Origin of the sequence: Rhodococcus sp. HNM0569, assembly GCF_012726205.1 — a bacterium.
Taxonomy (GTDB): Bacteria; Actinomycetota; Actinomycetes; order Mycobacteriales; family Mycobacteriaceae; genus Rhodococcus_F.
Map to the genome: position 1 here is coordinate 132,975 of NZ_JAASAE010000010.1, position 22,446 is coordinate 155,420.

At 68.5% G+C, this 22,446-nt stretch carries 20 protein-coding genes; 13 read left to right on the forward strand and 7 right to left on the reverse strand.

Annotated elements, in window-relative coordinates; genetic code table 11:
- Positions 1 to 46 precede the first annotated feature (46 nt).
- The 4 genes from HCA44_RS14895 to HCA44_RS14910 are packed head-to-tail and all read left to right on the forward strand — an operon-like array spanning position 47 to position 3,770.
- Positions 47 to 1,078, forward strand: coding sequence for a sulfate ABC transporter substrate-binding protein (locus HCA44_RS14895; RefSeq protein WP_169649705.1), 1,032 nt, complete (start codon positions 47 to 49; stop codon positions 1,076 to 1,078).
- 3 nt (positions 1,079 to 1,081) lie between these two features.
- Positions 1,082 to 1,945, forward strand: a complete 864-nt coding sequence (gene cysT, locus HCA44_RS14900; protein ID WP_169649707.1) for a sulfate ABC transporter permease subunit CysT — start codon at positions 1,082 to 1,084, stop codon at positions 1,943 to 1,945.
- Positions 1,942 to 2,748, forward strand: a complete 807-nt coding sequence (cysW, locus tag HCA44_RS14905) for a sulfate ABC transporter permease subunit CysW (protein WP_169649709.1) — start codon at positions 1,942 to 1,944, stop codon at positions 2,746 to 2,748. The genes cysT and cysW overlap by 4 nt, the downstream gene beginning before the upstream one ends.
- The gene (locus HCA44_RS14910) at positions 2,745 to 3,770 is read left to right on the forward strand and encodes a sulfate ABC transporter ATP-binding protein (RefSeq protein WP_169649711.1); all 1,026 of its coding nucleotides are present in this window, start codon (positions 2,745 to 2,747) and stop codon (positions 3,768 to 3,770) included. The genes cysW and HCA44_RS14910 overlap by 4 nt, the downstream gene beginning before the upstream one ends.
- 7 nt (positions 3,771 to 3,777) lie before the next feature.
- On the opposite strand, the gene HCA44_RS14915 is transcribed toward HCA44_RS14910, so the two are convergent.
- Genes HCA44_RS14915 through HCA44_RS14935 form a run of 5 tightly spaced genes read right to left on the reverse strand, consistent with a single transcriptional unit; the run spans position 3,778 to position 9,248 of the window.
- Positions 3,778 to 4,578: a sirohydrochlorin chelatase gene (locus HCA44_RS14915; protein ID WP_169649713.1), complete on the reverse strand. Its 801-nt coding sequence runs from the start codon at positions 4,576 to 4,578 to the stop codon at positions 3,778 to 3,780.
- A complete protein-coding gene (locus HCA44_RS14920) occupies positions 4,578 to 5,873 on the reverse strand; it encodes a GTP-binding protein (protein WP_169649715.1) in 1,296 nt (431 codons plus the stop codon). Before HCA44_RS14920 ends, HCA44_RS14915 begins: the two co-directional genes overlap by 1 nt.
- Positions 5,874 to 5,875: 2 nt before the next feature.
- Positions 5,876 to 6,814, reverse strand: coding sequence for a sulfate adenylyltransferase subunit CysD (gene cysD, locus HCA44_RS14925; protein WP_169649717.1), 939 nt, complete (start codon positions 6,812 to 6,814; stop codon positions 5,876 to 5,878).
- Positions 6,811 to 7,524, reverse strand: a complete 714-nt coding sequence (locus HCA44_RS14930; RefSeq protein ID WP_169649718.1) for a phosphoadenylyl-sulfate reductase — start codon at positions 7,522 to 7,524, stop codon at positions 6,811 to 6,813. The genes cysD and HCA44_RS14930 overlap by 4 nt, the downstream gene beginning before the upstream one ends.
- The gene (locus tag HCA44_RS14935; protein WP_169649720.1) at positions 7,521 to 9,248 is read right to left on the reverse strand and encodes a nitrite/sulfite reductase; all 1,728 of its coding nucleotides are present in this window, start codon (positions 9,246 to 9,248) and stop codon (positions 7,521 to 7,523) included. The genes HCA44_RS14930 and HCA44_RS14935 overlap by 4 nt, the downstream gene beginning before the upstream one ends.
- A gap of 407 nt (positions 9,249 to 9,655) precedes the next feature.
- Here HCA44_RS14935 and hemW point away from each other — a divergent pair, with 407 nt between their 5' ends.
- A complete protein-coding gene (hemW, locus tag HCA44_RS14940) occupies positions 9,656 to 10,861 on the forward strand; it encodes a radical SAM family heme chaperone HemW (RefSeq protein WP_169649722.1) in 1,206 nt (401 codons plus the stop codon).
- A gap of 6 nt (positions 10,862 to 10,867) precedes the next feature.
- On the opposite strand, the gene HCA44_RS14945 is transcribed toward hemW, so the two are convergent.
- Positions 10,868 to 11,185, reverse strand: a complete 318-nt coding sequence (locus HCA44_RS14945; protein WP_169649724.1) for a type II toxin-antitoxin system VapB family antitoxin — start codon at positions 11,183 to 11,185, stop codon at positions 10,868 to 10,870.
- Between the two features lie 197 nt (positions 11,186 to 11,382).
- Between HCA44_RS14945 and hrcA the strand changes: the two genes are divergently transcribed.
- The 4 genes from hrcA (at position 11,383) to HCA44_RS14965 (ending at position 15,267) form a co-directional block, all read left to right on the forward strand.
- Positions 11,383 to 12,426: a heat-inducible transcriptional repressor HrcA gene (gene hrcA / locus HCA44_RS14950; protein WP_169649726.1), complete on the forward strand. Its 1,044-nt coding sequence runs from the start codon at positions 11,383 to 11,385 to the stop codon at positions 12,424 to 12,426.
- A gap of 148 nt (positions 12,427 to 12,574) precedes the next feature.
- Positions 12,575 to 13,729, forward strand: coding sequence for a molecular chaperone DnaJ (gene dnaJ / locus HCA44_RS14955; protein ID WP_169649728.1), 1,155 nt, complete (start codon positions 12,575 to 12,577; stop codon positions 13,727 to 13,729).
- A 3-nt stretch (positions 13,730 to 13,732) separates the two neighbouring features.
- Entirely contained in the window at positions 13,733 to 14,497 is a 765-nt protein-coding gene (locus HCA44_RS14960) for a 16S rRNA (uracil(1498)-N(3))-methyltransferase (protein WP_169649730.1), read from the forward strand.
- A gap of 2 nt (positions 14,498 to 14,499) precedes the next feature.
- Positions 14,500 to 15,267, forward strand: a complete 768-nt coding sequence (locus tag HCA44_RS14965; protein WP_169649732.1) for a prolyl oligopeptidase family serine peptidase — start codon at positions 14,500 to 14,502, stop codon at positions 15,265 to 15,267.
- Positions 15,268 to 15,281: 14 nt separating this feature from the next.
- Here the strand turns inward: HCA44_RS14965 and HCA44_RS14970 are convergent, their stop codons facing one another.
- Positions 15,282 to 15,902 carry a DUF2510 domain-containing protein gene (locus HCA44_RS14970; RefSeq protein ID WP_169649734.1) on the reverse strand — a complete coding sequence of 207 codons (621 nt, stop codon included), beginning with the start codon at positions 15,900 to 15,902 and terminating at the stop codon, positions 15,282 to 15,284.
- 245 nt (positions 15,903 to 16,147) lie between these two features.
- Here HCA44_RS14970 and HCA44_RS14975 point away from each other — a divergent pair, with 245 nt between their 5' ends.
- The 4 genes from HCA44_RS14975 to HCA44_RS14990 all read left to right on the forward strand — a co-directional run bounded on the left by HCA44_RS14975 (position 16,148) and on the right by HCA44_RS14990 (position 21,857).
- Positions 16,148 to 18,241, forward strand: coding sequence for a hypothetical protein (locus tag HCA44_RS14975; protein WP_169649736.1), 2,094 nt, complete (start codon positions 16,148 to 16,150; stop codon positions 18,239 to 18,241).
- Between the two features lie 2 nt (positions 18,242 to 18,243).
- Positions 18,244 to 19,857 carry a class I SAM-dependent DNA methyltransferase gene (locus HCA44_RS14980; RefSeq protein ID WP_169649738.1) on the forward strand — a complete coding sequence of 538 codons (1,614 nt, stop codon included), beginning with the start codon at positions 18,244 to 18,246 and terminating at the stop codon, positions 19,855 to 19,857.
- On the forward strand, positions 19,854 to 21,047 hold the full coding sequence (locus HCA44_RS14985; protein WP_206038153.1) for a restriction endonuclease subunit S: 1,194 nt from the start codon (positions 19,854 to 19,856) through the stop codon (positions 21,045 to 21,047). Before HCA44_RS14980 ends, HCA44_RS14985 begins: the two co-directional genes overlap by 4 nt.
- 78 nt (positions 21,048 to 21,125) lie before the next feature.
- A complete protein-coding gene (locus HCA44_RS14990) occupies positions 21,126 to 21,857 on the forward strand; it encodes a hypothetical protein (protein WP_169649741.1) in 732 nt (243 codons plus the stop codon).
- Positions 21,858 to 22,446 lie beyond the last annotated feature (589 nt).

Genomic DNA, 22,446 nt, shown 5'->3' on the forward strand with positions numbered 1-22,446 from the left:
CGTGCCGGTCGCTCGTCCGTCAGTCGCCAGAAAGGTACACCCCGCCATGCGTCGCCGCATCAGGTCCGCACTCGTCGCAGTCGTCACCACCGGCGTCCTCGCCCTCACGTCGTGCGCGGGCGGCGGACCGAGCGACGTCGTCGGTGGCGAGTCGCTCGGTGGCGACGGCTCGGCCGGCACGCTGAACCTGTTCGCGTATGCCGTGCCCAAGCCGGGTTTCGATCTCGTGATTCCCGCGTTCGACGAGACCGACGAAGGCGAAGGCGTCGCGGTCGTTCCGTCCTACGGTGCGTCGGGGGACCAGTCACGCAAGGTCAAGGACGGTGCGCAGGCCGACGTCGTCAACTTCTCGGTCGAGCCCGATGTCACCCGGCTCGTCGACGCAGGACTCGTCGAGGCCGACTGGAACCAGGATGCGTACGGCGGCGTGCCCTTCGGTTCGGTCGTCACGTTGATGGTGCGTGACGGAAATCCCAAGAACATCCGCGACTGGAACGATCTGCTGCGCCCCGACGTCGACGTCGTGACGCCGAATCCGTTCAGCTCGGGGTCGGCGAAGTGGAACCTGCTCGCGCCGTACGCGGCGGCGAGTCAGGGCGGTCGCGATCCGCAGGCCGGCCTGGACTACCTCGAGTCGCTCGTCGGCCACCTGACGATCCAGCCGAAGTCGGGTCGGGAGGCCACCGAGTCGTTCCTGCAGGGCTCCGGCGACGTGCTGATCAGCTACGAGAACGAAGCGTTGTTCGTCGAGCGGGAAGGCGAACCCGTCGAGCACGTCACACCGCCGGTCACCTTCCGCGTCGACAATCCCGTCGCTGTCCTGACCAACAGCCGCGAACCTGCCAAGGCCCGCGCATTCCGCGACTTCCTCTACACCCCCGAGGCGCAACGACTGTGGGCGCAGGCGGGCTTCCGGGCCGTCGATCCTGCCGTTGCGCGCGAGTACGCCGAGGACTTCCCGCCGCCCGCGACGCTGTGGACGATCGACGACCTCGGCGGCTGGGAGGCAGTCGACGATGCACTGTTCCAGGCAGGTTCCGGGTCGATCGCCCGGATCTACGAGAATGCGACCCGGTGACGCATGAGTGAGACCACCTCGTCCACACCGGCTTCCGCGTCGTCGCGGCGCCGCCGAGGCTTCCTGCCCCGAGTGACCGGAACCGTCGGCCCGCTCGGTATCGGGATCGCGACGCTGTGGCTGAGCATCATCGTGCTGCTGCCGCTCGCGGCACTCGCCGTCGCTTCGGTCGAGGATGGTCTCGGCGGATTCGTCGACGCCGTCACCGCGCCGAATGCGCTTGCCGCGCTGCGGGTCACGGTGCTGGTATCGGCGGCGGTCGCGGTGCTCAACGTCGTGATGGGCACCCTCGTCGCCTGGGTGCTGGTGCGCGACGAGTTCCCGGGCAAGAAGTTCGTCAACATCCTGATCGACCTGCCGTTCGCGCTTCCCACGATCGTCGCGAGCATCGTGCTGCTGTCCCTCTACGGGCCCGACAGCCCGCTCGGCATCCATCTCAACGCGACGCAGGGCGGTCTGATCGTCGCGCTCGCGTTCGTGACCCTGCCGTTCGTGGTCCGCTCGGTGCAGCCGGTTCTGCTCGAGATCGATCGGGAAGTCGAGGAAGCCGCGGCGTCGATGGGGGCGAGCAATGCCACGATCTTCCGGCGGATCGTGCTGCCGACCCTCATGCCCTCGATCGTGAGCGGTGCGGGCCTGGCGTTCGCACGCGCGATCGGCGAATACGGCTCGATCGTCCTGATCGGCGGCAACATTCCCGGCGAGACACAGGTCGCGTCGCAGTACATCCAGCAGCAGATCGAGATCGACCGCCAGCAGGCCGCGGCAGCAGTCTCGGTCACCCTGCTCGCGATCGCGTTCGTCACGCTGTTCGTTCTCCGCGTGGTGTCCACCCGGGGACAACGCCGACAGGAACTCGACCGATGAACATCACCCGCCGTACCCGTATCTCGCTGCGCACGCTCGCCCTCGCATATCTGCTCGCGCTGCTCGTCGTCCCGGTCGCGATGATCCTCATGCGCGCGTTCGGCGACGGTGTCGGCGCCTTCGTCGACTCGGTGCGCACACCGGCCGCGATCTCCGCCTTCAACCTGTCGATCGGGATCGTCGCGATCGTCGTCCCGGTCAATGTCGTGTTCGGCGTCGTGATCGCCTTGGCGCTCGTGCGCGGCCGTTTCCCGGGCCGCGGCATGCTCCAGGCGGTCGTCGACCTGCCGTTCGCGGTGTCACCCGTCGTCGTGGGCGTCGCGCTGATCCTGTTGTGGGGCAGCGGCGGTTGGTTCGGCGGACTCGAGAGTCTCGGATTCCGCGTCATCTTCGGGCTGCCCGGCATGGTGATCGCCACGATCTTCGTCACGCTGCCGTTCGTCGTGCGCGAGGTCGAACCCGTGCTGCACGAGATCGGTGAGGAACAGGAACAGGCGGCAGCGACGCTCGGCGCGAGCAAGTGGCAGACCTTCTGGCGCATCACGCTTCCCGCGATCAGGTGGGGCCTCACCTACGGCATCGTTCTGACGATCGCACGCGCACTCGGGGAGTTCGGCGCCGTCATCATGGTGTCGTCGGGCCTGCCCGGCGTGTCGCAGACGCTCACGCTGCTCGTGCACGCCCGCTACATCGACGACCACAACACCTTCGGCGCGTACGCGGCCGCGACCCTCCTGATGGGGATCGCGATCGTCGCGCTGTTGCTCATGACCTTCCTGGACCGCAAGAGGAGCACGACATGATCACGGTGACCGGGGCGCGCAAGAACTACGGCGACTTCGCGGCGCTCGACGACGTGTCGCTCGACATCCCGTCGGGCACCCTCACCGCACTCCTCGGCCCGTCGGGTTCGGGCAAGTCGACGCTGCTGCGGTCGATCGCCGGGCTCGAGACCCTCGACGGCGGCACCGTCACGATCGCCGGGAACGACGTCACCAATGTGACTCCGCAGAAGCGTGGCATCGGCTTCGTGTTCCAGCACTACGCCGCGTTCAAGCACATGACGGTTCGCGGCAATGTCGCCTTCGGCCTCGAGATCCGCAAGCGTGGCAAGGCCGAGATCCGCCGGAAGGTCGACGAACTGCTCGAGATCGTCGGGCTCGACGGCTTCCAGCACCGGTATCCGGCGCAGCTGTCCGGTGGCCAGCGTCAGCGGATGGCGCTGGCGCGAGCTCTCGCGGTCGACCCGCAGGTGCTCCTGCTCGACGAGCCCTTCGGCGCGCTCGATGCGAAGGTGCGCGCCGATCTGCGCACCTGGCTGCGGCGGTTGCACGACGAGGTGCACGTCACCACCGTGCTGGTCACGCACGACCAGGAGGAGGCGCTCGACGTCGCCGACCGCATCGCGGTGCTCAACCGGGGCCGCATCGAACAGGTGGGCGCGCCCGCCGACCTGTACGACCGGCCGGCGAACGAGTTCGTGATGTCCTTCCTCGGATCGGTGGCCCGGCTCAACGGTCAGTTGGTTCGCCCGCACGACATCCGCATCGGCCGCGACCCGAGCCTCGCGGTCACGCGCGACGGCGCCACCGTCGAATCGCTCGGCATCACCCGTGCGACGGTCGAACGTGTCGTCCACCTCGGATTCGAGGTGCGTGTGGATCTGCGCAACGAGGCAACGGGGGAGTCGTTCTTCGCGCAGGTCACGCGCGGAGACTCGGCCGCGCTCGGGCTGCGTGAGGGCGAGACGGTGTACGCGCGGGCGACGCACGTGCCCGACCTGCCCGGCACGGTGGTGACGACGGGCGCGGCCACCGACACGTGACGTTCGCTCAACCGGTGTGGCGCAGCGGGTCTCGTGTGAGTCGGGCGACCGCTGCGTGGTAGCGAGCCGTCACCACGTCGGCGAGGTGGGGGTGGGCGCCGATCGGCTCGGCGAGCACGACGGCCCGATCCGGACGCACGGCAGTACCGTGTGGATCGCCGAATTCCCGGCCGAGGTCGGCGAGTTCGTGCGCTACGCGGTCGGTGAGCAGGCCCGGAGCGAGGAACCACGGCGCGACCACGACGCGTCGTGCGCCCGCGGCGCGCAGCGCCCGCACCGCCTCGCGTGGGCCGGCGCCGCCCGTCGTCGCGAAGCATGTCGCGCCGTGCCGCCAGGCGGTGCGGGCGAGCAACTCGTCGACGACACCGTGGGTCGCCCGGTTGGCGTCCGGGCGCGACGAGCCGACTGCCACGACCGCGACCCCGACCGTGGGATCGTCCGCCGACACCCCGGTGTCGAGGATTCGGTCGCGAACGGCCCCTACCAGGGCGCGGTCGATTCCGAGCACGTCGGCCTGGTGCACCGTCAGCCCGGGATACCGCACTGCGGTTCGGTTGACGATCTCCGGGAGGTCGACGCGCGCGTGGAAGGCGCTGCCGAGCAGTAGCGGAACGACGACGGCGTCGCGATGTCCCTCGGCCGCGACACCGCCCAGCACCTGTGCCGTGGAGGGTGCGCTCAGGTCGAGAAAACTCGGCCGCACGTCGAGGTGCGGGTGGCGTGCCCGGAGCACGTCGACGGCAGCCGAGATCGTGTGCGCGCTGCGCGGATCGCGGCTGCCGTGTGCGACGGCGACGAGCGGAACCATCAGACTCCCGCGGGTTGCCCGGCGTGTTCGACGACGGCGATCGCGTCGCCGACGAGTCCGGCGGCGAGGGTGTTTCCGCCCGCGGGGTCGATCAGCAGGAAGCTGCCCGACCGGCGGTTGACGGAATAGTCGTCGGCGACGACCGGATCGGCCACGCGCACCGAGATCTTCCCGATCTCGTTGAGTTCGAGGGCGTCCGGCGACGGTGCCGTGGTGAGTTCCTGCTCGTCGAAGCGCTCGACGATCGCCCCCACGATGGCCTGCGTGGTACGGGTGCCGTGCTTGAGCAGCAGTCGCGCGCCCGGACGCAGCGGCTTCTCCGCCAGCCAGCAGACGGTCGCGTCGAACTCGGAGATCGGCTCGGGAGCGTCCCCGGGCGAGACGATCGTGTCGCCGCGCGAGATGTCGACGTCGTCGGCGAGCAGCAGCGTGACGCTCTGGCCGCCGTGCGCCGAATCGAGTGCGCCGTCCGCGGTGTCGATGCGCTCGACCGTGGTGCGGATACCCGACGGCATGACCACCACCTCGTCGCCCGGCTGCACCGAACCGGCCGCGACCTGTCCCGCGTAGCCGCGGTAGTCGGGGTAGTCGGCCGTGCGGGGGCGGATGACGTACTGCACCGGGAACCGCAGGCCCACACGGTGCGGCTCGGCGTCGACGGGCACCGACTCGAGATGCTCCATGAGCGTCGGACCGTCGTAGTACGGGGTGTTCTCCGAGCGCGCGGCCACGTTGTCCCCGTGCAGGGCCGACACCGGGATCGAGACGACATCGGCGTCGGACCATCCGAGAGAACGTGTGAGCGAGCCGAACTCGGCGGCGATGTCCGCGTAGACCTGTGCGGGCGACTCGACGAGGTCGATCTTGTTGACCGCGAGGACGAGCTTCGGGACACCGAGCAGCGCGAGTACCGCGGCGTGCCTCCGGGTCTGCGGCACGACCCCCTTGCGGGCGTCGACGAGCAGCACGACCAGCTGTGCGGTGGACGCGCCGGACACCGTGTTGCGCGTGTACTGCACGTGGCCCGGCGTGTCGGCGAGCACGAACGACCGCTTCGGCGTCGCGAAGTAGCGGTAGGCGACGTCGATCGTGATGCCCTGCTCGCGTTCGGCGCGCAGACCGTCGACGAGCAGCGAGAGATCGGGGGTCGAGAGCCCCTTGTCGACCGAGGCGCGGGTGACGGCATCGATCTGGTCGGCGAGAACGGATTTGGTGTCGAACAGCAGCCTGCCCACGAGCGTGGACTTGCCGTCGTCGACGCTGCCGGCAGTGGCCAGGCGCAGGAGATCGCTCATGATCAGAAGTAACCCTCTCGCTTGCGGTCTTCCATGGCCGCTTCGGATACGCGGTCGTCGCCGCGGGTGGCGCCGCGCTCGGTGAGACGCGACGCGGCGACCTCGGCGAGGATCGCGTCGTTGTCGGCGGCGTCGGACAACACCGCGCCGGTGGTCGAGCCGTCGCCCACGGTGCGATAGCGCACCGACAGCGTCTGCAGCTCTTCGCCTTCCGCGGGCCCGCCCCACACGCCGGGAGTCATCCACATGCCGTCGCGCTGGTAAACGGGCCGCTGGTGTGCGTAGTAGATGCTCGCGAGTTCGACGTTCTCGCGGGCGATGTAGCGCCAGATGTCGAGCTCGGTGAAATTGCTGAGCGGGAACACCCGCACCTGCTCGCCGGGGGAGTGCCTGCCGTTGTACAGATTCCACAGCTCGGGTCGCTGCTTCTTCGGATCCCACCGGCCGAACGCGTCGCGTAGCGAGAAGATCCGCTCCTTCGCGCGCGAGCGTTCCTCGTCGCGGCGACCGCCGCCGAACACGGCGTCGAAGCGGTGCTCGGCGATCGCGTCGAGCAGCGGGACCGTCTGCAGCGGGTTGCGTACGCCGTCGGGGCGTTCGGTGAGCCGGCCGTCGGCCAGATAGTCCTCGACGTTCGCGACATGCAGGCGCAGTCCGTACTTCTCGACGACGTGGTCGCGGAACTCGAGCACCTCGGGCAGGTTGTGGCCGGTGTCCACGTGCAGCAGCGAGAACGGAAGCGGTGCAGGCCAGAAGGCCTTCAGTGCCAGGTGCAGCAGGACCGTCGAGTCCTTGCCCCCGGAGAACAGGATGACCGGCCGTTCGAACTCGCCCGCGACCTCACGGAAGATGTGGATCGCCTCGGACTCGAGCGCGGAGAGGGTGTCGAACGTACTGCCGTCGAGTACAGGACGGACTTCTCGGGTGATGTCGATGGTCATGAGGCGTGCAACCCGCATTCTGTCTTGGACTGGCCGGCCCATCGACCACTGCGCGGGTCGGAGCCGGGCGCCGGCTTGGAGGTGCACGGCGCGCACCCGATGGACGGATAACCTTCCGCGACGAGCGGATTGACCAGGATGGAATGCTCGTCGATGTAGTTCTGCATGTCGTCGTCGGACCACGCGGCGATGGGGTTGATCTTGACGAGCCCGAACCCCTCGTCGAACGACACGAGTGGAGCGTTCGCCCGGGTGGGCGCCTCGACTCGCCGGATGCCCGTGACCCACGCCTTGTAATGCCCGAGTGTGTTCTTCAGCGGCGCCACCTTGCGCAACGCGCAGCACCGGTTCGCGTCACGTGCGAACAGATCCTTGCCCTCGAGCGAATCTTGCTCGGCGACGGTGTGTTCGGCGGTGGCGTTGACGATGTGGACGCCGTACACCTGCTCGACGGCGTCTCGTGTGCCGATCGTCTCCGCGAAGTGGTATCCGGTGTCGAGGAACAGCACGTCGACACCCGGGTGCACCTGTGCGGCGAGGTGGACGAGCACCCCGTCCTGCATGTTCGACGCGACGATGTAGTCGTCGCCGAAGGTCTCGTCGGTCCATGTCAGCAACTCGTGTGCCGACGCGCCCGCGAGGTCCGCCGCCCCCTGCGCGGCGATCTCACGGAGTTCGTCGACTCCTGCAGTGGTGATGTCGACGGTCATCGCAGATCCTCCTCGTCGGCGCGAACGACCCATTCGGCGAAACGCTCGCCGTCGTTCCTGTGCTTGGCGAACTGGCGTACCACCCGCTCGATGTAGTCGCCGAGTTCCTCGCTCGTCACCTTGTGCTGACGCAGCTTGCGGCCGAACCCGGCGTCGAGACCGAGGCTGCCTCCGAGGTGGACTTGGAAGCCCTCGACCTGGTTGCCGTCGCCGTCGTCGACGAGCTGACCCTTGAACCCGATGTCGGCGATCTGCGAGCGGCCGCACGAGTTGGGGCAGCCGTTGATGTTGATGGTGATCGGAACGTCCAGCTCGGCATTGATGTCGGCCAGTCGCTGGTCGAGCTCCGGCGCCAGCACCTGGGAACGCTTGCGGGTCTCGACGAACGAGAGCTTGCAGAACTCGATTCCGCTGCACGCCAGAAGGTTCCGGCGCCAGTGCGACGGCCGGGCCTGCAGGCCGAGTGGCTCGAGCGCCGCGACGAGTTCCTCGACCCTGTCGTCGGCGACGTCGAGGACGATCAGCTTCTGATAGGGCGTGAAGCGGACGCGATCCGAGCCGACGGCGGCCGCTGCGTCGGCGACCTTGCTCAGAATCGTGCCCGACACGCGGCCCGCGATCGGGGAGAAGCCGACGGCATTGAGTCCGTTGCGCAGTTTCTGCACACCGATGTGGTCGATCGGGCGTGCAGGCTTCTCGGGTGCGGGTCCGTCGATCAGCTTCCGCTTCAGGTACTCGGTCTCGAGCACCTCGCGGAACTTCTCGATGCCCCAGTCCTTGATGAGGAACTTCAGACGCGCCTTGCTGCGGAGCCGGCGGTAGCCGTAGTCGCGGAAGACCGACACGACGGCCTCCCACACGTCGGGAACCTCGTCGAGAGGAACCCAGGCGCCGAGTCGCTGTGCGAGCATCGGGTTGGTCGACAGTCCACCACCGGCCCAGAGGTCGAATCCGGGGCCGTGTTCGGGGTGTTCGACGCCGATGAACGCGACGTCGTTGATCTCGTGGACGACATCCTGCTGACCGGAGATCGCGGTCTTGAACTTGCGCGGCAGGTTCGAGTACTCGGGCTTGCCGATGTAGCGGCGCACGATCTCCTCGATCGCGGGCGTCGCGTCGAGGACCTCGTCGAGAGATTCACCGGCGAGCGGCGAGCCGAGGACGACACGCGGGCAGTCGCCGCAGGCCTCGGTCGTGTGCAGTCCGACCGACTCGAGTCGGCGCCAGATCTCGGGGACGTTCTCGATCTCGATCCAGTGGTACTGGACGTTCTCGCGGTCCGAGAGGTCGGCGGTGTCGCGACCGAACTCGGTGGAGATCTCCCCGATCGTGCGCAACTGCTCCACGTTCAGGGCGCCGCCGTCGCAGCGCACGCGCATCATGAAGTGTTCGGCCTCGAGCAGATCGAGGTTCTCGTCGCCGGTCCACGTGCCGTCGTAGCCGTCGGCGCGCTGCGTGTAGAGGCCCCACCACCGGAAGCGACCACGCAGGTCGCCCTTGTCGATGGTGTCGAAACCGGTCTTCGAGTAGATGTTCTCGATTCGGGCACGGACGTTGAGGGGGTTGTCGTCCTTCTTGCTCTGCTCGTTCGCGTTGAGCGGCTCGCGGTACCCGAGTGCCCACTGCCCCTCGGCGCGACGCTTGGCGGGCCGGGGAGTGCGCGTGCGCGTCGGCTTGGCGGGAGCGGTGGTGTCGGCGCCCGTCGCGTCGGTGGTCGACGTCATCGGATCGGAACTCCTGGGGGATTTCGCCTCGCTGCGCGGGGCGCGGCGTCCGGCGGCGGATCGCACCAGCGGGTGCGCAGCCGTCGGCACGGCCGGATGGGCTGGGAGGGGAGTGCTGGGAAAGACCGCGTGACGCGCGCGTTCAGGCGCGCGGGCTACAGCGGTGACAGCAGCGCTGCTGACACGAACAGCTGCAGACACGCTTGAGGTCGACGTGGCGACGCGCCACGAGTCGTACCCCGGTTCCTGTCATGCGTGCGATTGTGCCACGTCACGCCGCCCGAGCCGAGACCGGTGTCCGCATTTCCCGCGAAATCGCGGGAAATGTCACAGTGGCGAGTCCGGTGCGAGGTCGGACGCCCCGGCTGCGCAGGTCCCGGGGACCCCGGCTCTGGAACACTGGGGGGATGAGTGCGCCTACCTTGTCCACGCCGTTCGAGCTGCCGGAGAATCTGCGGCGCGGCGACGCGGGGCGCCCGTTCGGGATCTATGTGCACGTGCCGTTCTGTGCGACGCGCTGCGGCTACTGCGATTTCAACACGTACACCGCGGGCGAGCTGGGCTCGTCCGCGTCGCCGCAGTCGTGGGCGAGCGCACTGCGCCGCGAACTCGAGATCGCGGCGCAGCGCACCGGGGCGCCCACCGTCGACACCGTCTTCGTGGGCGGCGGCACGCCGTCGCTGCTCGGTGCCGACGGGCTCGCGGACGTGCTCGACGCGATCACCGCGTCGTTCGCCCTCGCGCCGGGCGCCGAGGTGACGACCGAGTCGAACCCGGAGTCGACGTCGCCGGAGTTCTTCGAGGGCCTGCGGGACGCGGGGTTCACCCGGGTGTCGCTCGGGATGCAGTCGGCGGCCGAACACGTGCTGCGGGTCCTCGACCGCACGCACACGCCTGGTCGCCCGGTGGCCGCGGCGCGCGAAGCCCGCGCCGCGGGCTTCGATCACGTCAACCTCGACCTCATCTACGGCACGCCGGGCGAACGCGACCGCGATCTGGATGCCTCCCTCGACGCGGTACTCGAGGCGGGCGTCGACCACGTGTCGGCCTACGCGCTCATCGTCGAGGACGGCACCGCGCTCGCCCGAAAGGTGCGCCGCCACGAGCTTCCCGCTCCCGACGACGACGTCCTCGCGGCCCGCTACGAACGAATCGACGCGCGGCTCGGCGACGCGGGGCTCACGTGGTACGAGGTGTCCAACTGGGCCGCCGAGCATCCCGCGAACGGGGATGCGCGCTGCAGGCACAACATCGGGTACTGGGACGGCGGTGACTGGTGGGGCGCCGGTCCGGGGGCGCACAGCCACGTCGACGGGGTCCGATGGTGGAACGCCAAGCACCCCGCGCGCTATGCGCAGAGCCTGGGCGACTCGGTTCTTCCGGTGGCCGGTGGCGAGGAGCTGACCGACGAGGACCGCCACGTCGAGCGCGTCATGCTCACCGCCCGATTGCGCACCGGCCTCGTCGCCGCCGACCTGCGTGACGCCGAACGTGCCGTCGCGCTCGAACGCGAGCGGGACGGACTGCTCGAGCACACGAGCGGCCGATTCGTGCTCACTCCGCGCGGCAGGCTTCTCGCGGACGCCGTCGTGCGGGACGTGCTGTCGGCGTGACCGCCGTCAGGCCGAAATGATCCCTGCGACGTCGTCGAGATCGAACACTCGCGCGTGCAGGACGACACGATTGCGCAGTGCCGACCGCACGGCACGGTGCAGCCCGTCCTCGAGGTAGAGCACGCCGCGCCACTGCACGGCGTGCGGGAACAGGTCTCCGTAGAAGGTCGAATCCTCCGACAGCAGCCGGTCGAGTTCGAGCACCTTGGTGGTGGTGACGATCTCGTCGAGCCGGACCTGGCGGGGCGGGATCTTCGACCAGTCACGCAGCGACAACCCGTGATCGGGGTACGGCTTGCCGTCCATGACGCCCCTGAAGATCATGTGCCCCTCTCCCGTACCGTGCGTGCGCGACGACCGTGTCGCCGTCGGGGCTCCACCCTAGTGGGGCTCTCCCGCGGCCCCGCCCGGGCGGCCGGGCGAGGCCGCGGAGCGCCGCCCGGGCGAGGTCGCGGGAGACGACTAGACTGGATCGACGCGGGACCGACTGCCGACGAGGCGCGTAGTGGAGGTGGTGGCAGATGTCGAGCACCGACGACCGGCGTTTCGAAGTGCTGCGCGCGATCGTCGCCGACTACGTCGCGTCGAAGGAACCGATCGGCTCCAAGGCGCTCGTCGAGCGACACAACCTGGGCGTCTCCAGTGCCACGGTGCGCAACGACATGGCGGCGCTCGAACGTGACGGCTACATCGCCCAGCCGCACACGAGTTCGGGCCGCGTGCCCACCGACAAGGGCTACCGCCAATTCGTCGATCGCATCTCCGACGTCAAGCCCCTCTCGACGGCCGAGCGGCGGGCGATCCTGCAGTTTCTCGAGTCGGGAGTCGACCTCGACGACGTCCTGCGGCGAGGCGTCCGATTGCTCGCTCAGCTCACCCGCCAGGTCGCCGTCGTGCAGTACCCCACGCTGTCGGCGTCGTCGGTGCGTCACCTCGAAGTGGTCGCGCTCACCCCGGCGCGGCTGCTGCTCGTGCTCATCACCGACACCGGCCGCGTCGACCAGCGCATCGTCGAACTCGGCGACGTGCTCGACGACGAGGACGTGTCGCGGCTACGCACGCTGCTCGGACAGGCGCTCGAAGGCAAGCGGCTCGCGGCCGCGTCCATCGCGGTGTCCGAGCTCGCCGAAGAGGCGCCGGACGACCTGCGCGACGCCGTCGTCCGGTCGGCGACGGTCCTGGTCGAGACGCTCGTCGAGCACCCCGAGGACCGCATCGTGCTTGGCGGCACCGCCAACCTCACCCGCAATGCATCGGACTTCACGACGTCGGCCGGTTTTCCCGGTTCGCTACGCTCGGTACTCGAGGCGCTCGAGGAACAGGTCGTCGTCCTCAAACTTCTCGCGGTCGCCCAGGACTCCCACACGGTCACGGTGCGCATCGGCGAGGAGAACCAGGTCGAGGAGATGCGCAGCGCGTCCGTCGTGTCCACCGGATACGGCGCGGCGGGCACGGTGCTCGGCGGCATGGGCGTCCTCGGGCCCACGCGCATGGACTATCCCGGCACGATCGCGTCGGTCGCGGCCGTCGCGCGGTACATCGGGCAGGTGCTCGCCGAGCGATGAACCCGCGCGATGCGCCGTGACCCCGGTGACCACCGACGAGGAGACTGCAGTGGCGAGGACGTGCAGCCCATAGACCCGCGCGTGAGCGCGACCGATTCAAGACCCGCGCGTGAGCGCGACCGATCGAAGTAAGGACGAGTAACACAACGTGGCACGCGATTACTACGCAACGCTCGGCGTCGACCGGAAGGCGACCGACCAGGAGATCAAGCGCGCGTATCGCAAGCTCGCACGCGAACTGCATCCGGACGTGAACCCCGACGAGAGCGCGCAGGCGCGTTTCAAGGAGGTGTCGGTCGCGTACGAGGTGCTGTCCGACCCCGAGAAGCGACGCGTCGTCGACCTCGGCGGCGACCCGCTGGGCAACGGCGGTGGCGGTGCCGGGGCGGGCGGCTTCGGCGGTGCCGGCTTCGGTGGGGGCCTCGGCGACGTGTTCGAGGCGTTCTTCGGTGGCGGCGGCTCGGCAGGGCGCGGCCCGCGTGGACGCGTGCAGCCGGGCGCCGATTCGCTGCTGCGCACCAAGCTCACGCTCGAGGAGTGCGCCACCGGCGTCACCAAGCAGGTCACCGTGGACACTGCGATTCTGTGCGATCTGTGCCAGGGCGCGGGCACGAACGGCGACTCCAAGGCGGTGCGCTGCGAGACGTGCGGCGGCGCAGGCGAGGTGCAGTCGGTGCAGCGTTCGTTCCTCGGGCAGGTCATGACGTCGCGTCCGTGCCCCACGTGCCGGGGCGTCGGCGAGATCATCCCCGACCCATGCCACAAGTGCGGCGGCGACGGGCGCGTGCGGGCGCGCCGCGATATCTCCGTCAAGGTGCCTGCCGGTGTCGCGGGCGGCATGCGGATCCGACTCGCGTCGCAGGGTGAGGTCGGCCCGGGCGGCGGCCCGGCGGGCGACCTGTACGTCGAGGTCGTCGAGCAGCCGCACGCGATCTTCGTGCGCGACGGCGAAGACCTGCACTGCACCGTCCGCGTCCCCATGGTCGACGCGGCGCTCGGCACCACGGTTCAAGTCGAGACGATTCTCGACGGCATCACCGAGATCGACGTCGATCCGGGCACCCAGCCGGGTGCGGTCGCTGTCGTCAAGGGCCACGGCATGCCGAAGCTGCGGTCGGGTGTGCGTGGCGACCTGCATGCGCACCTCGAGGTCGTCGTCCCGTCGCGGCTCGACGGCAAGGAGTCGAAGGCGCTGCGCGAGTTCCGTGAACTCCGGGGCGACGCCCCAGAGGTGGTCACCACTGGTTCACAGAACACCGGCGGCCTGTTCTCGCGCCTGCGCGAAGCGTTCACCGGTCGCTGACCGGTGGCGGCCACGCTGTTCTACCTCGACCCGCTGCCCGCCGCCGGCGAGCACGCGGTGCTCGACGGTCCGGAGGGGCGGCACGCCGCCACCGTGCGCCGCATCGGACCGGGCGAGCGGCTCGTGCTCGCGGACGGGCACGGCGCCGTCGCGTTCGGTGAGGTCGTCGACGCGGGCAAGGACCGTCTCGAGCTGCGTGTCGACGCCGTCGAGGACGTGCCCGCCGCGCAACCGGCGGTCACGATCGTGCAGGCTCTGCCGAAGGCAGATCGTTCCGAGCTCTCCGTCGAACTCGCGACGGAGGCGGGTGCCGACGCGTTCGTGCCGTGGCAGGCGTCGCGCTGCGTCGCCAAATGGGAGGGGCCCAAGGTCGCGAAGGGGCTCACGCGCTGGCGCAATGCGGTGCTGGCCGCTGCCAAGCAGTCGCGTCGGCCGCTCATTCCTCCGGTCGCCGACCCGCACCGCACGCCGCAGGTGTGCGCTCTCGTCCGCGACGTGGTCGGGCGGGGCGGAGTGGCCGCGGTGCTGCACGAGGACGCGACGGTTCCGCTCGCGAGCCTGCCGCTGGGCGATGCCCGGGAGGTCGTGCTCGTCGTCGGTCCCGAAGGTGGCGTCGACCCGTCCGAACTCGAGCGCCTCACCGACGCCGGTGCGGTGCCGATCGTGCTCGGGCCCCAGGTGTTGCGCACGTCCACTGCCGCGGCCGTCGCGCTCGCGGCCATCGGGGTGCTCACCGAGCGGTGGGCCACGCCGCCGTTGCGGGAGTGACAGTGCCGCGCACGAAGATCGAGTACGGTCCGCATCCCGCCCAGTTCGGGCACCTGTACACGCCGACCGACGTCTCCGGGCCGGTACCGGTGGTGATGTTGATTCACGGCGGCTACTGGAGCGCCGACTTCCACCTGAACCTGGCGACCACGTTGGCGAGCGAGCTTGCCCGCAGAGGCGTTGCGGCCTGGAACGTCGAGTACCGGCGCGTCGGCGCGGGCGGCGGCTGGGCCGAGACCAGCGCCGACATCGAGGCCGCGTTGGCCGCGACCGCGTCAGTGCTGCCGTCGCGGTCGGCGGTACCGCTCGACACGGCGGACGTGCGGCTCGTCGGCCATTCGGCAGGTGCACAGCTGGCGGCGTGGGTTGCCGGGCAGCCCGAGTGCGCGGTGCGTCCGACCCGGCTGGTGTCGCAGGCCGGAGCGCTCGACCTGGCATCGCGGGCGGCGGCCCGCACCGGTGGCTCGGCTCTCGAAGCGCTGTTCGGGGTGTCCTACGCCGACGATCCACAGGTTTATCGGCAGGCGTCCCCACTGCATCGTGTACCGATCGGCGTGCCCACCGTGTGCATCCACGGCGTCGAGGACACCCAGGTTCCCGTCCAGGCGAGCCGCGCTTACGTCGATGCCGCCCGCCTGCACGGGGATCGTGCTGTGCTGTGGGAGATTCCAGGTGAGGGGCACAATGCGTTCCTCGACCGCACCACGCGGAGTTGGGCCGCGACTCTGGAAGCGCTGTTGTGCGACGGCCCCTGGGGCGACCGGCGCTGAGCCGAGCGGTCACGCTAGGCCGAGCCGGTCACCTCGATGAGGTTGACCTGCAGCTTCGGCACGGTGGTGTTTCCGCCGGCCTGGGTGTCGTAGCTGAACGAGCCGAGCACCTCCGCGTGCATCGTGACGAGGTCGCCTTCGACAACGTCCTGGATGAGCGATGCGGAGTCGCCGACGATCAGCGTGTTCTGGTCGTAGTCGTACACGCTGTCCGGCACGAACGGCGATGTGCGGGCAAGGAACTGACCGAGCCCGGTGGCAGCATCGAATTGGGTCACCCGGCCGTACACCACGACCTTGCGTCCCACCGCCGCATTGGGGTTTTTGGCGATGAGCGCGAAGTCGCGTTCGGTCAACTGCTCGTATGTCGCCGGATCCCTCTTCGCCGCCTCTTCGGCCTGGCGTTTCGCCTCCGCTTCCGCGGCGGCTTCCTGCTGTGCCTTGGCGGAGGCCGCCGCGGCCTGGCGTCGGGCTTCGGCCTGCTGCGGTGTTTCGGTGCGCGTGGCAGGCGAGGTCGACTGTGCTGCTGCCTCGTCCGAGGCAGCCTCACCAGCGGCGGCGCAGCCGGTGAGTGTGGCGAGGGCGACGAGCGCCGTGCCGGCTGCCAGCACGATGCGTCGGGTCGGCGAAGTCATGGTGTTCTCCTGTCGGTGGTGTTGAGTGATCGGTGGTGTTGAACGATCGCCGATGCTGAGCGATCGGCGATGTTGAGCGATCCGCTGTGGGGAGAACATTCGTCGACAATGTGCGTCGTGAGGTGAATTGGTAGCGATAACCCGGGCTATCAAAGAGGTGGAAAGGCGGTGTCGCCTGCCTGCGCTACGGTGATCGGACCATCGCGGTAGCGGTGGCACCACCATAGGAAAGGGGCACGACACGCATGAGCGGTGACGACGTCCCCCTCCCGGTTGCGGCTCCGCTGCTGTTGTCGAAGCCGGCCATCGCCGAGCTCGCGAAGGTGCAGCGGCCGGTGGTCACGATGTGGATCAAGCGGCACCGCGCCAGTGCCGATCCGTTCCCCAGCCCGGCTGCCACGTACGCCGGCGTCGATCACTACGCGGCGGACGACGTGGTGCGGTGGATCCGTGGCCGGGGGCTCGGCAACAGCGAGACGCTTGTCGAAGATCTCGCGCTGCACGCGGTGCTCGGTCACGAGTCGGCACTGTCGCCGGAGGCGGTCGTCGCCGGTGTGTCGGCTCTGCTGTGCGTGAAGGCGCTTCTCGGCGTTCAGCTCTCCGAGCTCGACGCCGAGGATCTGCTGGACGAGGTGGATGCTCTCGATCCGGGCGATCGTTTCCTGTTCCGGGAGATCGAGGAGTTGGGCGACGAGGTGGAGGTGCTCGGCAGGCATGTCGACACCATGTCCGACGCTGCGTACACCCCGGCGGAGGCGTTCGAATCGCTCATGAGGCAACGTTTTCGGCGGGGCATTCGAGACCTGAGCGAGTCGGCACTTCGTCCGGCGGCCCTGTCGCTGACGGCGCGGATCACCGCGGCCGTGTCCGACCACGACGGTGCGGTGTTCGTCGACCCGTCCGCCGACGGCAGCGACATCCTGGTGGCACTGCGGTGGATGCTGCCGGAGTTCTCGGAAGCAGTGGCGATGACGGGATGGTCGGACACTCCCGGCTCGCGGCTGGCCCGCCGCCGGCTCGTCGTGCACCAGTGGCGGGTCGAATCGACCCCGGACGACGTGGGTGTGCGGGGGCCCGCGACGTTCGTCACGCAGTATCCCGCGCTGGGTTCACCCGACATGTCGGACGCGGAGATCCTGTCCGCGATGGACGATCTGGCGTTGGGGATGCGCGACGGGCAGTCGGCGGTGGTGATCGGTCCGGCCAGTGCACTCGTCGATCCGCTCGCGGACCGGGACGCCGAGGCGGTCCGTTCGGCGCTGCTGCGATCCGACCGAGTGCGTGCGGTGCTGCGCCTGCCGGAGGGGCTGATGGTCTCGCGCCCCGGGCTGTCCACGGCGCTGTGGGTGCTGGGGTCGGCGGATGCGTCGATCAAGCCGTCGGACCGATGGACGGTCCTCGCCGATCTGCGCGGTGCCGAACTCGACGAGTACGTCATCGAGTCGGCGATCACCGACGTTCTCGCCGCGATGGGCCCGTGGGAGTCGTTGCGGGCGCATTCGTTCCGGATCGGCGGTGTGTACAAGACGGCGGGGCTGCTGGCGTCGGGGTCGTTGCTACCTCCGCGCCCGCACCGTCCGCTTCGTCCTCGGCACGCGGGCGCGGAGGCGGCCGGCCAGGTTGTGGATCTGGTCGGTGCCTATCGCGAGAGCGCGGCCCGGGTGGACCCGCAGTTGACAGTGCCGGTGGAGTACCGCGCCGCGCCGCCGGCGCCGACAGTGTCGGCGGGGATGCTGGCCGCCTCACGAGAGCTTGCGGTGGTTCCGGGGAACCGGATCGACCCGGCGGATCTGGTGTCGGCCGCAGAGGACGGACCAGGCGTCGTGCGGGTCATCGGGCCCGACGAGGTGCTCGGCAGGCGCGCGCTGGGGGAGCGGGGCGTTGGCCGTCTGGAGTTCACGACGCGCCATCCGAGCGGGCGCTACACCGAGCCCGGCGACATCGTGTTCTGCACGAGCCCGGATTTCGGCGTGTTCGTCGACGCCGAGGGGTCGTCGGTGGTGCTCGCGCCTGCTCGGGTCATGCGGGTGAAGGATCCGCAGGCGTCGGGCCTGGTGCCGGAGTTGATCGCCGGACACCTGCGGGCGGCGGGCGTCGGCGAGCGCGCCCCGGGCGCGGTGCGTCGCGGAAAGCCGTGGCGGGCGTGGGAGATTCCGCGGGTCGAGCCCGAGCGTGTTCCTGCGGTGACGGCGATGCTGGCGGACTTGCGGCGCCGCAGGCAGGTGGCGGAGGAAGTTGTGGCGACGATCGACCGTCTGACCGGCACCCTGGTGGACGGGGTGGGCCGTGGTGCGTTGGTCGTCGAGGAACAAGCTGTGTCGGAACCGAAGAAAGGCTGAGGATGCCCCCCAGGAAGAAGGCCACGGCGAGTGCGCCGTCGACGATGAAGGAACTGAAGGACACGCTGTGGAAGGCCGCCGACAAGCTGCGCGGCTCCATGGACGCGTCCCAGTACAAGGACGTGATCCTCGGGCTGGTGTTCCTCAAGTACGTGTCGGACGCGTTCGCGGAGCGTCGCGAGCAGATCCGAGCGGAGTTGGTGGCCGACGGTCTCGACGAGGCGCAGATCGCGCAGCTCATCGACGACGAGGACGAGTACCGGGCGGGTGGCGCGTTCTGGGTTCCCGACACGGCGCGGTGGGATTACCTCTCGACGAACGCGAAGGGCGTCCAGGAGGCGCCGGGCGTCTCGGGCGCCACGGTCGGCGAGTTGATCAATGCTGCGATGCGTCAGCTGATGGACGCCAACGACAGTCTGCGCGGCACGTTGCCGACGATCTTCAACGGCGACAGTGTCGATCAGCGGCGCCTCGGCGAACTGATCGACCTGCTCGGCGACACCCGGTTCACGGGGGAGGGGGCGCGGAAGGCGCGTGACCTGCTCGGTGAGGTGTACGAGTACTTCCTGGAGAAGTTCGCGCGGGCGGAGGGCAAGCGGGGCGGCGAGTTCTACACGCCCGCAGGGGTGGTGCGGGTGCTGGTGGAGGTGCTCGAGCCGTTCGGTGGCCGCGTGTACGACCCGTGCTGCGGTTCGGGTGGCATGTTCGTGCAGACGGAGAAGTTCATCGAGGGGCACGGTGGCAACCCGCAGGACGCGTCGGTGTTCGGTCAGGAGCTGAACCAGCGGACGTGGCAGATGGCGAAGATGAACCTCGCGATCCACGGTGTGACGGGTAATCTCGGCGACCGCTGGGAGGACACGTTCGCGCAGGACAAGCATCCGGATCTGCTCGCGGATTTCGTGCTCGCGAATCCGCCGTTCAACATCAAGGACTGGACGCGTAAGGAGGACGACCGGCGCTGGAAGTACGGCGTTCCACCAGCCGGCAACGCGAACTACGCGTGGATTCAGCACATCGTCTCCAAGCTCGCCGAGCGGGGCAGCGCCGGCATCGTCATGGCCAACGGCTCGATGTCCTCGAACTCCGGCGGTGAGGGCGACATCCGCGCGCAGCTCGTCGAAGCCGACCTCGTGTCGTGCATGGTGGCGCTGCCGACGCAGCTGTTCCGCAGCACGGGTATCCCGGTGTGCGTGTGGTTCCTCGCGAAGGACAAGGGGGCCGGGCTGAAGGGGTCGGTCGACCGGCAGGGGCAGGTGCTGTTCATCGACGCGAGGAACCTCGGCTACATGGTCGACCGCGCGGAGCGTGCGCTCTCGGACGACGACATCGCGAAGATCGCCGGCACCGTGCATGCCTGGCGCGGCACCACATCAGCTTCCCAAGCTGAATACACAGACGAGCCCGGATTCTGCTACTCGGCCACGCTGGCGGAGATCAAGGAAGCCGACTACGCGTTGACGCCGGGCCGCTACGTCGGCGCCGCTCCCATCGAAGACGATGGCGAGCCGATCGACGAAAAGATCAAACGGCTCACCGGCGAGTTGTACACACAGTTCGACGAAGCTGAACGGCTGCAAAAGGTTGTACGGGAACAGTTGGGGAGGGTGTTGTGAGCGGAGTTGCTTCGTGGACCCCGAGGCGACTTGGGGATGTGATCTCGGTGAAGCACGGCTATGCCTTCCCTGGCGGCGAGTTCTCCGACGACCTGACCTTTCCGACGCTCGTTACGCCCGGAAACTTCGCCATCGGTGGAGGTTTCAAGGAGACGAAACCCAAGACGTTTACCGGCGCGTATCCGAAGAGCTTCGAACTGGATCAAGGTGATCTGGTCATAACGATGACGGACCTGAGCAAGGCTGGGGACACACTTGGATCGCCCGCCCTCGTACCGGCCGATCGCACATACCTTCACAACCAGCGAATCGGGCGCGTCGAGATCGAAGCCCCGCGCGTCGTAGCTCGAGAATTTCTGAACTACGCGCTGCGCAGTAGTTCGTACCATGCGTATATCGTCGGCACGGCGTCCGGAAGTACAGTCCGGCACACGAGTCCCACAAAGATTTGCGACTTCGTACTCGACATGCCCGATGTAGGTACGCAACAAGCCATCGCCGAAGTCCTCGGCGCCCTCGATGACAAGATCGCCGCGAATCGGAAGTTGGCCGAGACGGCCGAAAACCTCGCTTCCGTCGTATTCAACTCGATGATGGACGATACGGCTGTCTCCGCGCCGCTGTCGTCCACTGCTCAGTTCGTCAACGGCAAGGCATTCACGAAGGGTGCGAGCGGCACGGGCCGTGTCGTGGTTCGCATCGCCGAACTGAACTCCGGTATCGGTGGCTCTACCGTCTTCAGTGATCTGGACGTCGAGGACCAGTACTTGGCGCGGCCGGGTGATGTCTTGTTCGCATGGTCGGGTTCCTTGACACTGCACCGGTGGTTCCGCGACGACGCGATCGTCAACCAGCACATCTTCAAGGTGATCCCGGCTGAGGGCTACTCACCGTGGCTCGTCTACCAATTGATTCAGGCCAAGCTTCCGCAATTCAAGGAAATTGCGGCGGACAAGGCAACCACGATGGGTCACATCCAGCGCAAACACCTTGACGAACTGGTCCAAGTTCCGTCGAGTGACCAGATTGCCAGGCATGATGTGACGTTGACGGCGCTGTGGAACCGCACCCTTGTTGCTGAACAGGAATCACTGCGGCTGGCAACACTCCGCGACACCCTCCTCCCACGATTGATGTCCGGTGCGCTTCGCGTACGCGATGCTGAGCGCGAGGTGGAGAACCTTTTGTGAGACAAGCGTTCCCATAGCTGGGCCAGCCCTCGGGCGGCCCGTCACCCACTGTTGCTGTGCCGAACCCCAGGAGTTCCGGTGAAACCGTTTGCCCCCTACCTCCGCGTCGTCGCGGGAATGTTCGCTGCCATCTGCTTGTGGTTGGTGTTCGTCGATGTCGTGAACGGGCGATTCGGGTCGGCACTGGTGGGACTGATAGTGGCCGCCGGGCTCGGGTATCTCGCCGTCGGTAAGCCGATCCGCGAGTACCTGGCCCGGCGGAAGGCCGAGAACGAGGCGCTTGCTGCCCGCGCGCAGGCCGGGCACGAGGCCTTCGTGGCCGGTGATCCGGCAGCCTTCGCGCCGCCTCCGCCGTTGCCTGAGAAGCAGCCGGTGCGCCGCGGCGTCATCATCGCGAGCGTGGCCGCATCGATGCTCGTACTGATCGGCATCATCAGCGACATCAGCGACGGGCTCGACCCTGAAACCGGCACCGACACAACCGGTAACAGCCAGCCGGTACCGCCCGCACCGGCGCCCGCGCCCGCACAAGCGGCAGCACCCGTAGCCGCAGTTCCGGCACCAGCCGCGGCTGTCCCGGCGACCATGCCGAACGTGACCTGCATGAACCTCCAGGGCGCGCAAGACACCATCCAAGCGGCCGGCGTCTTCTACTCGCGCAGCGTGGACGCTACCGGGCAAGGACGCAATCAGGTGCTCGACCGCAACTGGGTGGTGACGGCCCAGGCGCCGGCTGCGGGTGCCGCCGTCGCCGAGGGTGAGGCCGTCCTCACTGTCGTCAAGATCGGCGAACCCGGCGACTGCTCGTAGCAACTAGTTCACTCGAAACGATCAGGAGGATTCGTTGGCCAGAGTACGGCTTGTCGCAGGCAGACCCGACCTCTCGAGACTCCGTGGAACCGTCACTGCTCCTACGAAACTCCCCTTGGTCGACCCGAGTTCGAGCCCGATGCCAGATCGGGCGGCGCGTAGAGAGGCAGCCCTCGCCGGTGTCGATCCAGAAGTGCGCGCCGCGCTCGAGCGGACGAAGGGGTCGACGACCAAGAGCAAGAAGCCCAAGAAGAGCAAGAAGGCCAAGGGGACAACCAGTCGACGTTCAGTCCGACCGACTGGCGTCGAGCGCGTCGCCGAGCCGAATCGAGTTCAGGGAGCCCGCTCGGACAATGTCAGGCGCGAATCGACTGGCCATCCCTCCGTAGTCGAGGCAAGCCCACGAGAACTGGCTGCGGCAGCGCGTCCTCGGCCCTTCGGCAGACCGCCGAAACCGAGCGAGTTGTGTGCAAGTAAGGAGCGTGCGGTGGCGGAGGGCTTCGAGGACGCCAAAAGGCGACTGCAGGAAAGATGGAACTCCCGGTGAACCCCCTGCGAAACGGGGACTGCTCCTGACCGGCGCACCGCG